Annotated in this window: 15 protein-coding genes, 2 pseudogenes and 1 riboswitch; of the genes and pseudogenes, 2 read left to right on the forward strand and 15 right to left on the reverse strand. The window is 33.4% G+C overall.

Annotated elements, in window-relative coordinates; translation table 11 throughout:
- Positions 1-143: 143 nt before the first annotated feature.
- The 6 genes from ACFWM3_RS04905 to ACFWM3_RS04930 form a co-directional block, all read right to left on the reverse strand.
- Positions 144-1241: a BMP family lipoprotein gene (locus ACFWM3_RS04905; protein ID WP_216600075.1), complete on the reverse strand. Its 1098-nt coding sequence runs from the start codon at positions 1239-1241 to the stop codon at positions 144-146.
- A gap of 171 nt (positions 1242-1412) precedes the next feature.
- Positions 1413-2138 (reverse strand): GntR family transcriptional regulator, encoded by a 726-nt coding sequence (locus ACFWM3_RS04910; RefSeq protein ID WP_056470769.1) that lies wholly within the window; start codon positions 2136-2138, stop codon positions 1413-1415.
- A gap of 244 nt (positions 2139-2382) precedes the next feature.
- Positions 2383-2484, reverse strand: a riboswitch (purine riboswitch).
- A gap of 61 nt (positions 2485-2545) precedes the next feature.
- Positions 2546-4936 (reverse strand): DNA translocase FtsK, encoded by a 2391-nt coding sequence (locus ACFWM3_RS04915; RefSeq protein ID WP_056470772.1) that lies wholly within the window; start codon positions 4934-4936, stop codon positions 2546-2548.
- A 123-nt stretch (positions 4937-5059) separates the two neighbouring features.
- A complete protein-coding gene (locus ACFWM3_RS04920) occupies positions 5060-5272 on the reverse strand; it encodes a YlzJ-like family protein (RefSeq protein ID WP_056470775.1) in 213 nt (70 codons plus the stop codon).
- Complete coding sequence (locus ACFWM3_RS04925; RefSeq protein WP_390310666.1) at positions 5269-5952, reverse strand: ClpP family protease; 684 nt, start codon at positions 5950-5952, stop codon at positions 5269-5271. Before ACFWM3_RS04925 ends, ACFWM3_RS04920 begins: the two co-directional genes overlap by 4 nt.
- A 168-nt stretch (positions 5953-6120) precedes the next feature.
- Positions 6121-7791 (reverse strand): ribonuclease J, encoded by a 1671-nt coding sequence (locus ACFWM3_RS04930; protein WP_056470780.1) that lies wholly within the window; start codon positions 7789-7791, stop codon positions 6121-6123.
- Between the two features lie 460 nt (positions 7792-8251).
- Between ACFWM3_RS04930 and ACFWM3_RS04935 the strand changes: the two genes are divergently transcribed.
- A complete protein-coding gene (locus tag ACFWM3_RS04935; protein WP_390310668.1) occupies positions 8252-9784 on the forward strand; it encodes a multicopper oxidase family protein in 1533 nt (510 codons plus the stop codon).
- Between the two features lie 91 nt (positions 9785-9875).
- Here ACFWM3_RS04935 and dapA read toward each other — a convergent pair whose 3' ends face one another.
- The 6 genes and pseudogenes from dapA to ACFWM3_RS04965 all read right to left on the reverse strand — a co-directional run bounded on the left by dapA (position 9876) and on the right by ACFWM3_RS04965 (position 14613).
- Positions 9876-10769 (reverse strand): 4-hydroxy-tetrahydrodipicolinate synthase, encoded by an 894-nt coding sequence (dapA, locus tag ACFWM3_RS04940; RefSeq protein ID WP_390310537.1) that lies wholly within the window; start codon positions 10767-10769, stop codon positions 9876-9878.
- A 20-nt stretch (positions 10770-10789) separates the two neighbouring features.
- On the reverse strand, positions 10790-12019 hold the full coding sequence (gene dapG, locus ACFWM3_RS04945; protein ID WP_390310539.1) for an aspartate kinase: 1230 nt from the start codon (positions 12017-12019) through the stop codon (positions 10790-10792).
- A 25-nt stretch (positions 12020-12044) separates the two neighbouring features.
- Positions 12045-13088, reverse strand: a complete 1044-nt coding sequence (gene asd, locus ACFWM3_RS04950) for an aspartate-semialdehyde dehydrogenase (protein ID WP_056470790.1) — start codon at positions 13086-13088, stop codon at positions 12045-12047.
- A gap of 183 nt (positions 13089-13271) precedes the next feature.
- Positions 13272-13454, reverse strand: a pseudogene (gene spoVFB / locus ACFWM3_RS04955) (dipicolinate synthase subunit B); the annotation flags it as partial.
- A gap of 146 nt (positions 13455-13600) precedes the next feature.
- On the reverse strand, positions 13601-14134 hold the full coding sequence (locus ACFWM3_RS04960) for a hypothetical protein (RefSeq protein ID WP_390310541.1): 534 nt from the start codon (positions 14132-14134) through the stop codon (positions 13601-13603).
- A 302-nt stretch (positions 14135-14436) separates the two neighbouring features.
- A complete protein-coding gene (locus ACFWM3_RS04965; RefSeq protein WP_156339668.1) occupies positions 14437-14613 on the reverse strand; it encodes a cell division protein FtsZ in 177 nt (58 codons plus the stop codon).
- A 121-nt stretch (positions 14614-14734) separates the two neighbouring features.
- On the opposite strand from ACFWM3_RS04965, the gene ACFWM3_RS04970 reads away from it, so the two are divergent.
- Positions 14735-16231: a recombinase family protein gene (locus tag ACFWM3_RS04970; RefSeq protein ID WP_390310543.1), complete on the forward strand. Its 1497-nt coding sequence runs from the start codon at positions 14735-14737 to the stop codon at positions 16229-16231.
- Between the two features lie 35 nt (positions 16232-16266).
- Here the strand turns inward: ACFWM3_RS04970 and dpaB are convergent.
- From dpaB to ACFWM3_RS04985, 3 genes and pseudogenes are all read right to left on the reverse strand, one after another.
- Positions 16267-16692, reverse strand: a pseudogene (gene dpaB, locus ACFWM3_RS04975) (dipicolinate synthase subunit B); the annotation flags it as partial.
- Complete coding sequence (gene dpaA / locus ACFWM3_RS04980) at positions 16689-17591, reverse strand: dipicolinic acid synthetase subunit A (protein WP_056470800.1); 903 nt, start codon at positions 17589-17591, stop codon at positions 16689-16691. The gene dpaA and the pseudogene dpaB, both read right to left, overlap by 4 nt.
- A gap of 268 nt (positions 17592-17859) precedes the next feature.
- Positions 17860-19101: a M16 family metallopeptidase gene (locus ACFWM3_RS04985; protein ID WP_390310545.1), complete on the reverse strand. Its 1242-nt coding sequence runs from the start codon at positions 19099-19101 to the stop codon at positions 17860-17862.
- Between the last annotated feature and the right edge of the window lie 90 nt (positions 19102-19191).

Genomic DNA, 19191 nt, shown 5'->3' on the forward strand with positions numbered 1-19191 from the left:
CTAATCAATTGGAAGCATTACCAATATAAGTGCTTACAATTGATTAAAGCATGAAAAGTCAAAATTATTTATAGGGTAGAAGAAGCATATAAAAGGGTCTCCTTTCCTATGCTTCTTCTATCATTTATTCATTAGAAATTTAATTACTTAATTAAATTTCCTCTTTCACTTGCTACTACAATTTCACCAGACTTAATTTTGTTAAATACATCTTGAACTTTTGTTAAAGTTTCAGAACTTAAGTTTGGATTTTCTTTTGGTAAACCAATACCATCATTTTTTGCATCGTAAGTTAAAGTTTGTCCACCAGGGAATTTTTTATCTTTTTCAGCTTTTACCATATCAGATGCTGCTTTAGCTACACCTTTCATAGCTGAAGTTAAGATTACTGATTTGTTATCTTTATAAACACCATCAGAGTACTGATCTACGTCAACACCAACAACCCATGCTACTTTACCACTAGCTACTCTGTTTTTAGCTTCAGTAATAGCACCTTGTCCTACTCCACCTGCTGCAGAGAAAATTGCTTTAACTCCACGGTCATACATTTGAGCTGCAATTTGCTGACCTGCTGCTTTGTCTGTAAAGCTTCCAGAATATACTACGTTATTAGCTTTTAAAGAAATGCTTGTTCCAAGGTTTTCGTTTGCATACTTAATACCTTGTTGGAATCCCCAGTTGTATTTTTGAACTGCTGGAATTTCCATACCACCGATAAATCCAACATCACCAGTTTTTAATTGAACTGCTGTAGCAATACCAGCTAGGTAACCAGCTTCATGTTCAGAGAAGAAAATTGAAACAGTGTTTTTCTTTACATCTGGCGTATAATCTTTAGCAGAGTGTGGTGTACCATCGATAATTACAAATTTGTCATCTTTATATTTATCTTGCGCTTTATAAATTGCTGTTTCAAATTTAAAACCTGGAGTAACGATAAATTTAAAGTCCGCATCATTTAAGTTACCAATTTCTTTTAAATAATCAGCTTCAGTTTCGCCAGCAGGTTTTAAGTATTTTGTATCATTCTTAAGATTGAAACCTAATTCTTTAGCTCCTGCTTGGATCCCTTCCCAAGTACCTTGGTTAAATGACTTATCATCAATTGTACCTGAGTCAGTTACCATACCTACTTTAAATGCACCTTTTGCGTCATTTGTATCTCCACCTTTACCACAAGCACCTAACATTGTACCTGCTGCTAAGGCCATTGAAAGAACAAGACCAGCTTTTTTCATCTTCATAAAAATTTTGCCCCCTTAAATTTTTATTTACTTTTGTACTAGCTTGGTATATAATCGTTAACTTAACGATCCACCTCCCTAATAATTTAATGAAATTTCAGTAAACAATATTTGAAAAACCAGCCAAAACTTATTTTTCGTAAATATTAATTTGGCTATACAATTTTAATTTCTTTTTCTTAAAACATTAAAACTGAACTGATCCGCTCTGAAGTAATTATAAGAATGTAATACTGCTCGGTTTAAATCGTCAAAATGTAACTGTTCGATTAATAATAATGAAACATCTGGTTCACACTGTAATAAAGGAGAAACTTTATCGTGGTAACCTATTGGTTCAATTCTTGCACTTGAATATTCGATATTACGTCCAGTTTCTTTTTTGATGAAAGTAAAGAACGAATGATCTTCATATGATGGAACCTGTTTAAAATAATTAGTTGGTAATTTATCAATGCAATAAACTACAGGTTCACCATTTGCTGTTCGAATTCTTTCAACAACGTGCATACGATCATCTTCTGTGATTGTAAAGCTTTTTAAATCTTCTTTCGTAGGAACTAATAGTTTAGAAGATAGGAAGATTGTACCAGGTTCTTTACCTGCATCAATAATCATTTCTGAGACACTACTTAATTGTTCAATGCCTGTCCTAAAAATTGGTTTCGGTTTTACAAATGTGCCGACCCCGTGTCTTCTAACTAAGATATTTTCTTCTTCTAAAACTCTTAATGCTTCTCTTAATGTTGCTCTTGATACTCCAAATATTTTAGATAACTCATACTCTGATGGTAACTTATGATGTGGCAGGTAAATACCGTTCTCAATATCTTGTTTGATTCGATCCATCACTTGGAGATAAAGTAATCTGGTGTCTGTTTTAATCTTCATTTCCCATCCCCCAAACTTCGGATTTCAGACATCAGTTGTTAGACATCTGTCGTATAATCCTTCTTTACTATACTGTTATTTTTTACTCATTTCAACACTTTTTTGAAAACGCTTTATTTTTTATTACGTTAATGAATCATTTGTTCATATTTAACATAAAAAAACTCTTATAATCTACAGTTCCACTTAGTGAAAAAGCTAGATTATAAGAGTTTTTGATTTCGTAAATATAAACCATTTCTCCATAATAATGCTTTTTCCCCATAGTATTGCAAATATTGGTTGCAATGTAGAAACTTCCGACCCATCATGTCGATATTATATGAGGACTATCAATTTATCTGAAGAAATAATATCATTCTATGTCTAAAAATGTCAATAATGTTTCGACAATTTTTTCTTTTTTGTTAAGACAAGGCTTGCTCATCTTCCACTGGTTTACTAATTAATACTTCCCTAGGTTTACTACCTTCATACGGACCAACTATACCATTATCTTCCATAGCATCAATTAATCTTGCAGCTCTTGTATAACCAATTCTAAATCTTCTTTGTAGTAGTGATACCGAGGCTGATTGCATATTTGATACTAACTCAACAGCTTCATTATAAAGATCATCATTCACTTCAGATTTCCCATCTTTTTCCTCTTTTACCATCATTTCTTCTTGGTATTGAGCCTTTTGTTGAGAGATTGAAAACTCGACTACTCGTTCAACTTCATCATCAGATAAAAATGCTCCTTGTACTCGAATTGGTTTAGATGCACCAATTGGTTGATATAACATATCTCCTCTTCCTAATAGTTTTTCTGCTCCACCAGTATCAAGTATTGTACGAGAATCTGTTTGAGAAGATACACTAAAAGCAATTCGAGAAGGTATATTTGCTTTAATGACACCCGTGATAACGTCAACAGACGGTCTTTGTGTAGCAATAATTAAATGGATACCCGCTGCACGTGCCATTTGAGCTAATCTAGTGATTGAATCTTCCACATCACTCGAAGCTACCATCATTAAGTCTGCTAACTCATCAACAATCACGACGATAAATGGTAATAAAGGTTGTTTTGAATCAGTCATCGTATTATTTTGTTTAGTTAATTCGTTATAACCTTCGATATTTCTAGTACCTGAATGAGAAAAAAGCTCATATCTTCTTTCCATTTCACTAACAACTTTTCGTAACGCTTGTGAAGCCTTTTTAGGATTTGTTACAACAGGAGTTAGCAAATGTGGAATACCATTATAAACATTCAATTCAACCATCTTCGGATCGATTAACATTAACTTTACTTCAGATGGTTTTGCATTCATTAGGATACTAACAATGATTCCATTTATACATACACTTTTCCCACTACCTGTAGCCCCAGCTACTAGTAAATGCGGCATTTTATTAAGCTCTGCAAATACAGCATCACCGGCAATATCTTTTCCTAACGATACAGCTAATGGATTTTGTAATTTCGGATTTTTTGCTTCGAGAACTTCTCTAAGTAATACAGTCGTTATATTCGTATTAGGTACTTCAATACCAACCGCAGATTTACCTGGAATTGGAGCTTCAATTCGAATGTCTTTGGCTGCAAGTGCAAGTGCTAAATCATCACTAAGATTTACAATACGACTAACTTTTACCCCTGCTTCAGGGTAAACTTCATATTTTGTTACCGCAGGTCCATGATGTACTTTTGTTACTGTAGCCTTTACACCGAAACTTTGAAATGTTCTTTCAAGCTTGTCCGCATTTTCCTTAAGCTTAGACTCATTTTCACGTTTTTTAGCACCCTTTGGATAGGCTAATAAATCCATTGATGGCAATACGTAATCTACCTTATCATCAATTCCTACTTCTGCAACTGGCAATTCGATTGACTGATCGTCTTCCTCTGCAAAATGAGCCTGGATTTGATTTGAATTATTTGCAATTATCAATTCTGGTTCCTTAGGTGCCTGATATGTAGGAGAATATTCGATTTGAATTTCTTTTTTCGGCTCGATGTTCTCATTTTCATATGAATTTTTAACTTGATAATTTAAGCTATTACCATTTGACACTTCTTCATCATGATCATTGTCTTCATATGAATCTTTCCTTGCTTTTCTCTTTTGTTTAGCCTCAGCTCGTCTACTAGTAGTTTTTTGTTCACGACCACGTTTCCAGAAATTTGTAAAATCCTTCCATGTATCTGAAATTAAATTTCTTACTTTTGGCATTATATATTGATACAAATAACCGCCAAGTGGCTTACCAGTAATAAATAAAACTCCCGCGACTATTGCAATGATTCCGAATAGAATTGCACCGGTTCGATCAAATAAGAAATATAAAACTGCAAAAAGTATCGCTCCAATCATACCTCCACCAAGATCCACCGTACTAATTTTACCCTTGGCTTCAATTAAGAATAAATCTAGCGTACTTTTTATGACAGATTGATCAGGAAATTGATTATTTTTTGCTAATAAATCAAATAGAGTAACATGACTAAACATCAATATACTAAAGAAGATTAACAATCCACCAATCGTAATACTCGAAACAAATGGAGGTCTTTTTCGATAAATTATGCTATATGCAGATAAACCGATTATAAAAAGAAAGCTAAGCATGTACCATTCCCCAAAGAAGAATCTCAAGAATAATACAAAAGCTTTACCTACAATACCAAGTTTTAAAATTGTTACGATTGATAGGGCTAAAAATATTAATCCACTAATTTCATACCATATTGAACCATTGCCACTTACTGATTTTCGAGCTTTTGATTTTTGCTGCTTCTGCTTTGCCATGTAATTCACCCCCATCAAAATTTGCAGATTCGCCAAAGAAAGCAGCCTTTTGGCTGCTTCCTTAAATTGAATTTATTATAACATATCAGAACATATGTTTACCATGTATTGTTAATAATTACCTCAAGTTGGAAGAACTAAAATTCTTTGACCAGGTGAATATTGCATAAAATGCTGCGGATCGGTACTGACAATTCTTTTAATTTCAAAAGCTGTACCCCCAACACTATCAACCAACATTGGAACACCATTGTATTCCATAAACTGCTGTGATGTGTATTCTTGTTGATCAACAGGAAAAATCGATTCAATTGGCATAATTGTATAAAGAATCAAAATTCATTCTCCCCTTTATTTGACTTTTCTTTCCGTTCGTCAATTAATTCCTGCAATTTACTTAATGCTTGCCCAATGCCACCTACATCATCAATTAGTCCATATTTTACTGCATCTCCACCAACTACATTTGAGCCAATATCTCTTGTTAAATTACCTTTTGTAAACATTAATTCCTTGAAACGTTCTTCTGTAATATTTGAATGCTTTGTAACAAAACGAGTTACTCTTTCTTGCATTTTATCAAGATATTCAAACGTTTGAGGTACACCAATTACTAAACCAGTTAGACGAATTGGATGGATCGTCATTGTTGCCGTTTCAGCAATAAATGAAAAGTCAGTACTTACTGCTATCGGTACTCCGATACTATGTCCACCGCCTAAAACGATTGATACAGTAGGTTTCGTTAATGTTGCAATCATTTCTGAGATCGCAAGACCAGCTTCCACATCTCCACCGACAGTATTTAGAACAATTAATAATCCTTCAATCTTAGGATTTTGTTCAATTGCAACTAATTGCGGGATTAAATGTTCATATTTAGTTGTCTTATTTTGAGGTGGTAATGCTACATGCCCTTCAATTTGCCCAATTATCGTTAGACAATGAATTTTTGAATCATTGCTTGCTGGAACATTTGTTTGTCCTAGCTGTTGAATTTTTTCAACAATGCTCATATCCTTTTGATCATTTGGCTTTGGAGGTGCTTCTTCGTTTGGAATAGGTGTTTCATTATTTGAATTTGTCAAAATGGTTCCCCCTATCATTTTTCATACAAGTTAGTATGTGAAAATAATAAGGAAATCATACCCATCTCAGAATAAGAAGTAACTCACAATTTAAAACTATACTTCCATTAGTATTGGAAGAATCATTGGTCTTCTTTTTGTTTCTTCATATAAGTAAGCGCTTAATCCATCTCTAATTGAATTTTTTAATAGTGTCCATTCAATTTGATCGTTCTGCAACATTTTTTCTGTTATGTCTTTTACAATTTCAGTTGATCTAGTTATTAATTTTTCAGATTCACGAACATACACAAAGCCACGAGTTATAATTTCTGGGCCGGATATGATTGCTTTCTTTTGCTTGTTAAATGTTACCACAACAATTAGTATTCCATCTTGAGACAGTAGCTTACGATCACGTAATACGATATTTCCAACATCACCTACACCAATTCCGTCAATTAAAACGTTGCCAACATCGACTTTTTCAGTACGAGAAGCTTGACCATCTTTAAACGAAACGATGTCCCCTTTTTCAACAATAAAAATATCTTCTTTTGCCATTCCGACTTCTTCCGCAATATGTGAATGTGCTTTTTGCATTCGATATTCACCATGAACTGGTATGAAATATTTTGGCTTCATTAATTCAAGCATTAATTTTAATTCTTCTTCATAGCCATGACCAGATACGTGTACCTTTTTATAGCCATAAATAACATTTGCGCCAGCTCTAAATAATAGATTAACAGAAGATGCAACTAACATTTCATTTCCTGGAATAGCTGTTGCTGACATTAGTACAGTATCACCTTTTCGGATTGAAACTTGTTTATGCGTACCTTTAGCAATTTTTGAAAGGGCTGCCATCGGTTCTCCTTGTGTACCTGTAGTTAGGATGACAATATCTCTTTCTTTATAATTATCTGTATCCACAACTGAAATCATTAAATCATCGGGAATCGATAAATAATCTAATTCCTTCGCTATTTCAATCGATTTCATCATACTGCTTCCGACTACTGCTAATTTTCTACCAGCCGCTACACTTGCATTAATAACCTGTTGGATGCGATATATATTTGAAGAAAAGCAAGTTACTAAAACTCTTCCTTTTGCATTCATAATTTCTTTTTTAATTTCTTCCGATACTTTCTTCTCAGATCCCGAAAACCCTTGTCTTTCTGCGTTTGTGCTATCAGAAAGCAAACATAAAACACCTTTATCACCAATTAGTGCTAGTTTACCTAAATCAGCACCTGGATAAGGACTTTTCGATTGATCAAATTTGAAGTCTCCAGTAAAAACGACCGCACCTTGTGGTGTATTTACACAAAATCCAAATGAATCTGGAATACTATGGGTAGTCCTAAAAAAACTAATTGAACTATTTTCAAATGTTAATAAAGTGGTTTCGTCATATAGTTCAAATTGCTCAAGGTTTTTAATGCCCTTTTCACTTAATTTTTCTCTAATAAATAAATAAGCTAATTTATTCGTGTAAAACTTTACTTGTGGAAGTTTATTCATAATATATGGAATCGCACCAATATGATCTTCATGTCCATGTGTTATAAAAACACCTACTACTTTATGTGCGTTTTTCTCTAAATAACTTACATCAGGTATGACATGATCTATTCCGTACATTTCTTGGTCAGGAAATTTTAAACCTGCATCTAACACGTAAATCAATTCACCAACTTCGACTATATACATGTTTTTTCCGATTTCACCTACCCCACCAAGGGCAAAAACTTTTACTTGTTCTTTCATTTCCTTCACCACAACCTGTTCCTCCTAGTTAATTCTTTAAATTTACAGACCGTTCAAAATCTTACAAACATTATATCCTAGTCGGAACAGGTAAAACAAGATACATTCTTCCTTAAATAGGAAAATCGGATTACTTTGGGTATGTATTTTTAATCATTTTTAACGCTCATACGACTATAGCTAACGATGAAGATAAAAATGATTGTTTCCACCTCAGCATTCCTTGTTATGTATAGGAGCAAGGAAATATGAATTAAGCGATAAAAATATAGGGCACCTTTTGACAGCTCTTTATGATAAGAAAATTGCAATGTCAGTTCCTTTTAGACGAGTTTTTCAAAAAGTGTCTCATTTTAACAGTTAAATTCTTTTTTTGTAGTGATTGATTGGTCAATTATTTCTTATTACAGGAATATGAATATTTTAGAAAAGGAGGATCTAGATGAATTTTAATGACAGAGAGCCTTCAAAAATGAATCTTTCTAAATTTGTAGACGAACTACCCATTCCACCAATTTTAAAACCACGTTGGAAAGATCATTTCTATACTTATTATGAAGTAACGATGACGGAGTTTAAGCAATCGCTCCATAGTGAGTTAAATGACTCGACTGTTTGGGGGTATGAAGGAAGTTATCCTGGACCTACAATTAAAGTAGAAAAAGGTGAAACCGTGTTTATTAAATGGATCAATGATCTCCCTGATAAACACTTATTTCCGATCGACTATACTGTTCATGGTGCAAATAAAGATGTCCCTCAAGTCAGAACGGTAGTGCATGTACATGGTGCTTGTGTTGAGCCTGAAAGCGATGGCTATCCTGAAGCTTGGTTTACAAAAGATTATAAACAAGTTGGACGTTATTTTAGTAAGCAAGTATATCGATATGATAATTGTGATTGCGCTTCTACTCTTTGGTACCATGATCATGCACTTGGCATTACAAGGCTTAATATTTATGCTGGTTTAGCAGGATTCTATCTCATTAGTGATCAAAAGGAAAGTTCATTAAATTTACCGAATGGGCAATATGATATCCCGCTATTGATACAAGATAAAAGTTTTAATCATGATGGTTCACTTTATTATCCAAAACAACCAGATCAGCCAATCAAAGAACTACAAACGTCTATAATCCCTGAATTTGTTGGTGATACAGTCATTGTGAATGGTAAAGTACATCCTTATTTACAAGTGGAACCAAGAAAATATCGATTTAGGTTATTAAACGGTTCTAACACACGCTTTTTTCGAATTACGCTTGATTCTGGTCAACTTATGTATCAAATCGCAACAGAGCGTGGATTCATGCAATATCCGATTGGAATAAATGAGATTATGTTATCACCTGCAGAACGAGCAGAAGTAATTATCGATTTTACTAATCTTGAAGGTAAGAAGATTACTATGAAGAATGATGCTCCCACCCCATTTCCCTCTGGTATTCCTGTTGATGAAAATACGGGAACTGTGATGCAATTTAAAGTTAATTTGCCATTATCCAACGTGGATACGAGTATGATACCAGCTTATATGGTGCCCGTTCCAAAAATAAATGAACTGTCTGCTTCAATGAAGCGATACTTAACCTTAGATCATAAGATTGATCAATTTGGACGAGAAATTATGTTATTAGATAACAAACATTGGGATGCTCCCATTTCAGAAAATCCGAAATTAGGAACGATCGAAATATGGTATTTAATTAACTTAACGCCAGATTCTCATCCTATACATCTTCACTTAATTGATTTCCAAATCTTAGATCGAAGAAACTTTGATGTAGAAAAGTATAAAAAAGAAAGGATCATTCATTACACAGATCCACCGACTCCACCTGAACCACAAGAAAATGGATGGAAGGACACTGTTCAAGCTAATCCAAACCAAGTAACTAGAATAATCATGAGGTTTGGGCCATTCACCGGATTATATGTTTGGCACTGTCATATGTTGGAACACGAGGACTATGAAATGATGAGACCATTTTTAGTGATTCAATAGTAGCATTCGGATTTTTTGTGGTTGATTCCATCCATTAATAAAAAACCACTTACGCCATCCAAAATTGGACTGTACGTAAGTGGTTTTGTTATTAATTATTTTGTAATGCTTCGTCTAATTTATTTATTAAAATACTTAAAGTTGTACGTTCAGCTTCTGAAAGTGGTACAAGCGGTAAACGAACTCCACCAACATCTAAACCTTTCATTTGTAAAGCTGTTTTAATTGGACTTGGACTTGGCGCCATGAAGAATCCGTCAAATAATGGTAATAGTTTACGGTGTAAGAATTGCGCTTTCGCCATATCTCCTGTGAAGAAGCTTTCAGCTAATTGCTGCATTTCATTTCCTAACACGTGTGAAGCAACTGAAACCGTTCCCTTTGAACCAATTGCAAATGCAGGAAGCGTTAGGCCGTCGTCACCACAATATAATTCAAAATCTTCAGGAGTACGGTCAATAATTTCTGTCATTATGCCTAAGTTACCAGTTGCATCTTTAATTGCAACAACATTTTGAATTCCTGCTAATCTTACAACTGTATCTACAGTAAGGCTGGCAATTGTTCTGCCTGGTACATTATATAACATAACAGGTAGTTCAGTACTTTCAGCCGCTGCTTTAAAGTGTTGATATAGTCCTTCTTGGTTTGGTTTATTGTAATAAGGTACAACAACCATAATTGCATCTACTCCTAAAGCAGATACCTTTTTCGTTAATTCAACTGTTTCACGAGTATTATTACTTCCAGTACCCGCGATTACAGGTACTCTTCCTTCTGCAGCTGTAACAACATGACTAATTAATGCTAATTTTTCTTCAGAAGTTAATGTTGGAGATTCTCCAGTTGTTCCACAAACTACGATTGAATCCGTTCCATTCTCAATTAAGTAGTTCACAAGTTTTGTTGTTTTTGCAAAATCAATATTTCCTTTTGAGTCAAAAGGTGTTACCATCGCTGTTGAAATTTTACCAAATCTACTCATTGTTCCACTCCGATCAAATATTAATCCATTTTAACTGAACTAAGTTCAAATGCATCATGAAGTGCAGTAACCGCTTCGACCATATCTTCATTTTTGACAAGCACCCAAATAGTTGTGTGACTGTCAGCTGATTGTAAAATTTGAATACCTTTTTCAGCTAGTGCAGTTACAATTTTTGAAGTTACGCCAGGTACTCCGGCAATTGCAGCACCAACTATTGATACTTTTGCACATCCAGTTGTGTATGAAGGCTCATAGCCAATTCCTTTTAATACCTCAATCGCTTTTGAAGCAACTTCATCACTTACAGTGTATACTACACCATTAGGTGAGATATTAATAAAGTCTACGCTTATTCCTTTATTTGCCATTGCTTTAAATACTTGAGAATGTAAATCAAAAGTATGTTCCTTAGATGTTACTCTAATTTGTGTAACATTCGGTACATGTGCGATCCCTGTAATTAAACGATCATGAATATTGTCACCAATAATTCGTTGTGTAGGATTAGATGTTACTAGTGTACCTAAACTATTTGAATAAGTTGAACGAATTCGAATAGGTACTTTTCCTTGCATCGCGATTTCTACAGCCCTAGGATGAATTACTTTCGCTCCTTGATATGCCATATTACAAATTTCTGCATAAGTAACTACTGATAAAGGTCTTGCTTCTTTTACGATCCTTGGATCTGCTGTCATTACGCCTTCAACGTCAGTGAAGATTTCGATTGTTTCTGCGCTAACAGCAACCCCAAGTGCAGAAGCTGAAGTATCACTTCCACCTCTACCTAATGTCGTGATATCACCATTAGATGTTGATCCTTGGAATCCTGCGACAACTACAACATCATAGTTTTCTAGCTCTTTAATTAGTCGGCTACATTTCATATCAAGAATTTTTGCATTTCCAAATTCATCATTTGTTCGGAAACCTGCTGATGCACCTGTCATTGCCATTGCATGAATACCGTTTTCATTCAATAAATTTGAAAAAACAATTGAAGAAATTGTTTCACCACATGACATTAATAAATCAAGTTCTCTTTGTGTAACCTTACTTTTTTTTGCGCCAACTAAATTTAAAAGTGTATCTGTTGCATATGGTTCACCTTTTCGTCCCATAGCAGATACTACTACTACTAATTTATAGCCTTTTTCTAATGCTTCTTTTATATGCTTAAGTGCGTGCTTTCTACCATTTTCGTCACGTACTGAAGTCCCTCCAAATTTTTGGACTAATATTTTCATTCTTGCACCTCTCTAGCAGTTTTCACTAAATGATGCTTAACTCAATTAATCTTTCAGCAATTTGCACTGAATTCCAAGCAGCACCTTTTAATAGATTATCTGAAACGATCCATAAATGGAATCCAAAAGGATTATCTAGGTCTTTACGGATACGTCCTACAAATACTTCATTACGTCCAATACTGTAAAATGGCATTGGATATAGTTGTTGGTCTGGATCATCTTGTAAAACGATTCCAGGTGCATCACTTAAAAGTGATTTAAGTTCAGCTACCGATACTTCTTTATCAACTTCAATATAAACTGATTCTGAGTGACCAGAAATTACAGGAAGTCTTACACAAGTTGCACTAATTTGTAATTCAGGTAAATGCATGATTTTTTTAGTTTCATTGATCATTTTCATTTCTTCATAAGTATATCCATTCTCAGTAAATACATCGATTTGTGGAATTGCGTTAAAAGCAATTTGATAATGTTTCTCACCACTTTTTACCGGTAATACTGATGGAGTTGCTTCTTCACCATTTAAGAATGCTTGCGCTTGTTCCTTTAAGGCTTCAATTGCTGTTACTCCAGCACCAGAAACGGCTTGGTAAGTTGAAACTACAACTTTATTTAAACCAATTGATTGACGAATTGGTTCTAGGGCAACAACCATTTGGATTGTTGAACAGTTAGGATTTGCAATAATACCTTTATGATTAAATAAATCTTTGTCATTTACTTCAGGTACAACTAAAGGTACATCTTCAGCCATTCTAAATGCACTAGTGTTATCTACTACTACTGCCCCTCTTTTAACTGCTTCAGGAGCAAGTTCTTTTGATACTGAGCCACCAGCACTAAATAAAGCAATATCTACACCTTCAAAAGCTTCAGGAGTAGCTTCTTGAACGATTACTTCTTCACCTTTATATGTTAATTTTGTTCCTGCAGAACGTTTTGAAGATAAATATTTAATTTCTTTTATTGGAAAATTTCTTTTCTCTAATGTTGCAATCATTTGTTGTCCAACTGCTCCAGTTGCACCTACTACAGCTACTACATAACTTTGTTTATTCCCCACTTTTTTTGCACCATCCCTGTTTTCACTTTTATTAAATAGTTTACGTCAAATGAAGTTTATATTCAAAGGTTTTCGCTTGAATAATTCTTTTCATAGTAACGAGTATGTATCCTAATGACACATACTCAATTTTCTTCATTCTAACATAGAAAAAATAATTCAGTCCTATTTTTTCTAAAATATTTATTGTAGATCGCGATATTTTTCAACTAAAACAGGTTGAAGTTGTTTGCCTTCAATAGAAGATTTCACCGTATCTAGTAATGAATCCATTCTTGCCACTAATGAATTCGGTTTTTTTATTGGATCATCTTGACCAAAGGGAATAAAATAGATATGTTTTGTACTCATTAAACGCATTAAATTATGACTTAGAGGATAATACCGATCTAAATGGAATATCTTTGATTTGGGACACATAATTATTGACTTTAAAAGGAGTCGATTAAAGGATTTAATAGGGGATTGAAACAAAAAATTAAGCTTTGGAAAATAATTTGTAATATCTCACCCTAATGATTGTAATGAACGCTATATTTAGCGTAAGCAGTATCAAGTTGTTTTTTAATGCAAGTATGATAAAAGGTTTGTTTATAATCAGTAAATAACACCTTTAAAAACCGATCTCTAATTGATTTAATCGTCAAATTATGAAAACGCAAATAGGTTTCTGTCCAAAACACCATATTCTTTGAAAAAGTTTCATCGTCGATTTCAAAAAATTTCCGTACAGCTCGAATGCCAATATTTCCCATCAAAACAGTTACATCCTCCACGTCAACATTTGCATCTAGTTCAAAAATAATAATCTCATATTCGTTTCTAGTTCTATTATTTTTATCTTTAAGTGAATAGCCTATTAATTCACCATTTGTAAGATTAAAAGCAACTACACCTTTAGCATAATCTAAAGCCCAGTTATTATAAGCTAGTTCTAAGACATCTTTTATTCTTACATTTAATATTAATTGATCAGCTAGTTTACGTTCGATCAATTTTTCCATTGTAAAAAATTGTTTTTTTAAATGATATTCGATAATAACCAACATCCCTCTCCATGATGAATATTTAGAATCACTATCACTATAATTACGAGCGTTATGCAAAAAAAATGACAGATTTATGAATAATCTGTCTCAGAATTTTTCTGAAATACATGATTCAACTTGATTATGGTCCTTATTATATCTGCAGATAAATTAATTGCATATTTAGTTTTTTACCGTTATAAAAGTACAAAAAATTGTTAACCTAAGCAATTTAGACACTTGGTATAATAGCTAATTCTTCATTGATCAAGATAATAAATAAAAAAGCACCCTTTTTTTAGGTGCTTTCTAAATTCATCTTACTGATCATTTTTCTTATACAATTCTTCTTTAACAATCTTCCAGCCAATCGTATGAATTTCTTCAATAATTTTCTTTCTAGTTTCTTCTGTAACATCATTTGGCGCAATTATATTTACTTTTGTTTTTCCAAATTGATAGGTAGCAGTAAATTCTGTTTGTTTACTCAGTATCACCACCCCCATAATTCATTGTATGTTTAGTTTTATTACGGACTAACCAACCTTTTGTTGTTTATTGATTCAAAAATTAATTAATTCCTTAATTAGACATATATATAGTCTATGAGGTGATTAAATGGAACGAGTTGCATTGTACTTACGTAAAAGTCGAGCAGATTTAGATGCAGAGGCTAGAGGTGAAGGTGAGACCTTATCAAAGCATAAAGAGCAGCTTTTAAAATTCGCTAAGGAAAATGATTTAAAGATCATTTGTATCCGACAGGAAATTGCATCTGGTGAATCACTTGTTTACCGGCCAGAAATGTTAAAGCTTTTACAAGAAGTTGAAGAATTTAAATATGATGGTGTGTTAGTAATGGATATGGATCGTCTTGGACGCGGTAATATGAAGGAACAGGGTATTATTTTAGAGACGTTTAAATCATCTAGAACAAAAATTATTACACCAAGAAAGACCTATGACCTTCATGATGAGTTTGATGAGGAATACAGTGAATTTGAGGCATTTATGGCGCGAAAAGAATTAAAAATAATTACTCGTAGGCTTCAACGGGGCCGGATTTTATCAGTCCAAAGAGGAAATTATTTAGGAACCTTTGCACCTTATGGATATGAGATTTATGAAACGAAGGAATTCCGTTCATTACGTATTAATAGCAATCAAGCAAAGGTAGTAAAAAGTATTTTTGAATGGTATACGAAGGATTTGATTGGTGCAAATGAAATAGCTAACCGTTTAAATCAAATGAATATCCCTTCCTATACTGGAAAAAAGTGGAGTTACCATACCATTTTGGAGATGATAAAAAATCCTATTTATATTGGAAAGGTCACTTGGAATAAAAAATCAAGTAAGGGTATTAGAAAACCAAAATCTGACTGGTTAATTGTTGATGGAAAACATGAAGCAATCATTGATCTTGAAATATACAATGTGGCACAAGATATTTTAAGTAGTCGGTACCATGCTCCTTATAATAGTAAATTAAGTAATCAGCTAGCTGGAATAATTTTTTGCAGTAAATGCGGATCAAAATTACAGCAGCGTTATCCAAAAGGCAAACCTAGACAAATTGTGTGTACAAATAACCGCTGTAATACCCGCTCTTCCTATACCCATTTAATTGAAGAGAAACTCTTACAAGGGTTAGAAATTTGGTTAAAAGAGTACAAAATAAGTTTTACCAATCAAACCGTCGAGGAAGATTTTGAAGTAATTAATTTAAAAAAGCAAGCACTTAAACAAATCGAAAATGATTTAAGTGAATTAGCAAAACAAAAAAATAATTTATTTAATTTACTAGAACGTGGTGTTTATGATGAATCGATTTACAATGAACGTTCTGAAATCCTCTCTAATCAACTAAAAGAACTTTCAAATAGTAAGACATTAATTTTGGATGAACTGGCTAAATACCACAATAGAGAGTTGCTAAACGAACAATTTATTCCAACCTTTGAAAAAGTTTTGGATTTATATTACAAAACAACTGATATAGAACTCAAAAATCGACTGCTTAAATCGGTTTTATTTAAAGTTGAGTATCAAAAAGAACCACATCAAAAACTAGATGATTTTACACTTATACTTTACCCGAAGCTCCCCAGGTGAACTTGTTAACTGATTTGGTATTACCATCTAAGTCACATTAAATTAGTTCCATTTAAACCTAAAGCATCGTTTGTAGAAATACCTAAAACAACAGGTTTTCCATTTCTCAAAGTAGCCTTAGCTGCCATTAAAACAGGGCTATCAGTTTGAGCATTAGCAAACTTACTCATTGAATTTCCTGTTAACGGTGCAATTACCATACAATCTAATTGTACTTTTGGACCAAATGGTTCTGCTCCTACAATTGAATCAACTGTTTTACGCCCTGTAATTTCTTCTATTTTTTCGATCCAGTCTTCTCCTACACCAAATCGTGTTGTTGTGCTTTTCACAGTAAAAGTAACAACAGGGTATACGTCAGCTCCATCATCCACTAACTTTTGAATTTGAGGTACTACCTCTTCATAAGTACAATGTGATCCTGTAATACCAAATCCAATTTTCTTACCTTTCAACGTCATTTTGGTTGCTCCTTCCTTTTGTCTAATTCTACTTTTAATAGCTGTGTTAGTACGTTTCCAATTATTTGACCTGCTGTTTTAGGAGCAACGATTCCTGGTAAACCTGGTGCTAATAATGCCTTAATACCTCTTTTTTCAGCATAACGGAAATCTGTTCCACCAGGTTTAGATGCTAAATCAATGATTAGTGCATGTGGTTGTAATCTTGAAATGACACTTGCTGTAACGATTTGAACAGGAACAGTATTAATAACAACATCGACATCTTTTAATGCCTCTTCAATGTTCTTAAATTCAAAAGCTTCTAAGCCCATTTCAACAATTCTAGCAATATGTTCGGATTTACGAGCCCCTACTTTTACTTTTGCACCCAAACTATGAAAAGTCCTCGCAACACTCATTCCTGTACGACCTAAACCTAATACGGCTACTTTCGAATTATGAATTGTGTATTCCGTATGTTGAATGACCATCATGATCGTACCTTCAACTGTCGGAATACTATTATAAATAGCTACATCGTCTCGTTCAAATAATTTTACTAACTTTCGATTTGAAGCTGTAACAATACTATCTAAGTAAGAGTTACTTATTCCAGAATAAATCGTACAATGCGAAGGAGTACTGTCTAAAATTTCTTTTGTCAGCACGACTTTCTCATTTGAAAAAATTGTATCGACAACTCCTTCATTATTCGTACCTGGTACAGGTAAAAGGATTGCATCTAGATCTTTAAAATCAGCATCCGCAATTAATTCTTTTGATGCACTGGTAAAGCCACTATCTAATTGTTCAAAGCCTATTAATGTTACCTTTGCGTCTAACTCTGTTAACTTCCGAATAACTTCCAGCTGTCTGGCGTCCCCACCAATAACAGCAATATGCAAGCCAGTTAACATGCAGCATTCACCTTCTTTACTTCACTATGGTAAATGGAAATTAATCTCTGTAAGCAGGACTACCGCCTAACATCTTTCTCCTAAATATCTTATGAATCTTCCATTGCATTGGTGAAGATTCTTTCTAAAATTAAGGTGCAGTAATGAAAAACTATTAAAATCTTAGTAATAAAAATTTTTCTTCTTAATACTAAAGATACCATTTCTATTCTCGATCACTTGAAAAATAAAAAAGAGCATCCAATACAGGATCCTCTAATTTTTCAACTTAATGTTTAATATTTGTTGGAATTACTCCGTCAGGACTTACTAATGAAATTGCATAATCATCTGTAAATACAAACCTCGCAATATCATTTACTTTATCAATTGTTACACCATCAATTAGTTGAATTACTTCATCTAAAGTACGGTGGTTACCTAGCATTAATTCATTTTTACCATTACGGCTCATTCTGCTATTTGTGCTTTCTAAGCCTAACATTAAATTACCTTTTAATTGCTCTTTACAATTATTTAATTCTTTTTCTGTTATTCCATCTGCATTTAATACTTTTAATGTTTCTTGGATTGTTTCAAACAATTGATTTAATTGGCTTTTTCCAGTTCCTGCATAAATTGCAACTGTACCGCTATCTTGATATGCAGAGTGATAAGAGAAAACTGAATATGCAAGACCTCTTTGTTCACGAACATCTTGGAATAATCGACTACTCATACTGCCACCAAGTATATTATTTAAAGCAATTAATGGATATAAATCGCTATGTCCAAGTTCAAGACCTCTATAGCCAACACAAAGATGTGCTTGCTCTGTTTCTTTTTTGCGAGCAATTTCACCATAATGTAATGTAGGGATTCCAAAGTTTATATCTTTCTTTTTACCCTCATAGTTTCCAAATAAATCTTCAACACGTTTAATAAAAGATTCATCTATATTACCCGCAATTGAAATAACTACTTGATCAGGAGTGTAAAAATCCTTCATGTACTGACGTAAAGTATCGCCGTTAAAAGATTTTAATGTTTCTTCTGTACCTAAAATCGGATAACCTAATGGATGATTTTCATACATAACTTTACCTAATAAATCATGCACTAAATCATCTGGTGTATCGTCATACATTTTGATTTCTTCAAGTACTACATTTTTTTCTTTTTCTAATTCACCTTCATCAAAAGTAGAATTAAAAAACATATCTCCTAATACTTCTAACGCGTAATCAGCATGAGTATCTAACACTTTAGCGTAATAACAAGTATATTCTTTTGATGTAAATGCATTTACTTGTCCACCAATTGAATCGAAACTTTCAGCGATTTCTTTCGCATTGCGTGTTTTAGTGCCTTTAAAGAACATATGCTCAAGAAAATGTGAAACACCATTCAGTTCTGCCGTTTCATTGCATGAACCTGTTTTAATCCAGACTCCAAGTGCAACTGAACGAACAGTTGAAATATGTTCAATTACTACTCTGACTCCATTTTTGCAAGTATGTCGTACAATCATGTAATGCCTCCTATGTATACACCATCTATTTACACTTTTGTAATAAGATTGAAAAATTTAACTATATTTTACAATCATCTTAACAAAGCT

The sequence above is a fragment of the Gottfriedia sp. NPDC058432 genome, from assembly GCF_042721555.1.
GTDB lineage: Bacteria > Bacillota > Bacilli > Bacillales > Bacillaceae_G > Gottfriedia.

Excerpts from the sequence above, each read along its gene's own strand:
- ACFWM3_RS04905 (WP_216600075.1), bottom strand. The coding sequence starts at position 1,241 with ATGAAAAAAGCTGGTCTTGTTCTTTCAATGGCCTTAGCAGCAGGTACA.
- ACFWM3_RS04910 (WP_056470769.1), bottom strand. The coding sequence starts at position 2,138 with ATGAAGATTAAAACAGACACCAGATTACTTTATCTCCAAGTGATGGAT.
- ACFWM3_RS04915 (WP_056470772.1), bottom strand. The coding sequence starts at position 4,936 with ATGGCAAAGCAGAAGCAGCAAAAATCAAAAGCTCGAAAATCAGTAAGT.
- ACFWM3_RS04925 (WP_390310666.1), bottom strand. The coding sequence starts at position 5,952 with ATGAGCATTGTTGAAAAAATTCAACAGCTAGGACAAACAAATGTTCCA.
- ACFWM3_RS04935 (WP_390310668.1), top strand. The coding sequence starts at position 8,252 with ATGAATCTTTCTAAATTTGTAGACGAACTACCCATTCCACCAATTTTA.
- dapA (WP_390310537.1), bottom strand. The coding sequence starts at position 10,769 with ATGAGTAGATTTGGTAAAATTTCAACAGCGATGGTAACACCTTTTGAC.
- dapG (WP_390310539.1), bottom strand. The coding sequence starts at position 12,019 with ATGAAAATATTAGTCCAAAAATTTGGAGGGACTTCAGTACGTGACGAA.
- ACFWM3_RS04970 (WP_390310543.1), top strand. The coding sequence starts at position 14,735 with ATGGAACGAGTTGCATTGTACTTACGTAAAAGTCGAGCAGATTTAGAT.
- dpaA (WP_056470800.1), bottom strand. The coding sequence starts at position 17,591 with ATGTTAACTGGCTTGCATATTGCTGTTATTGGTGGGGACGCCAGACAG.
- ACFWM3_RS04985 (WP_390310545.1), bottom strand. The coding sequence starts at position 19,101 with ATGATTGTACGACATACTTGCAAAAATGGAGTCAGAGTAGTAATTGAA.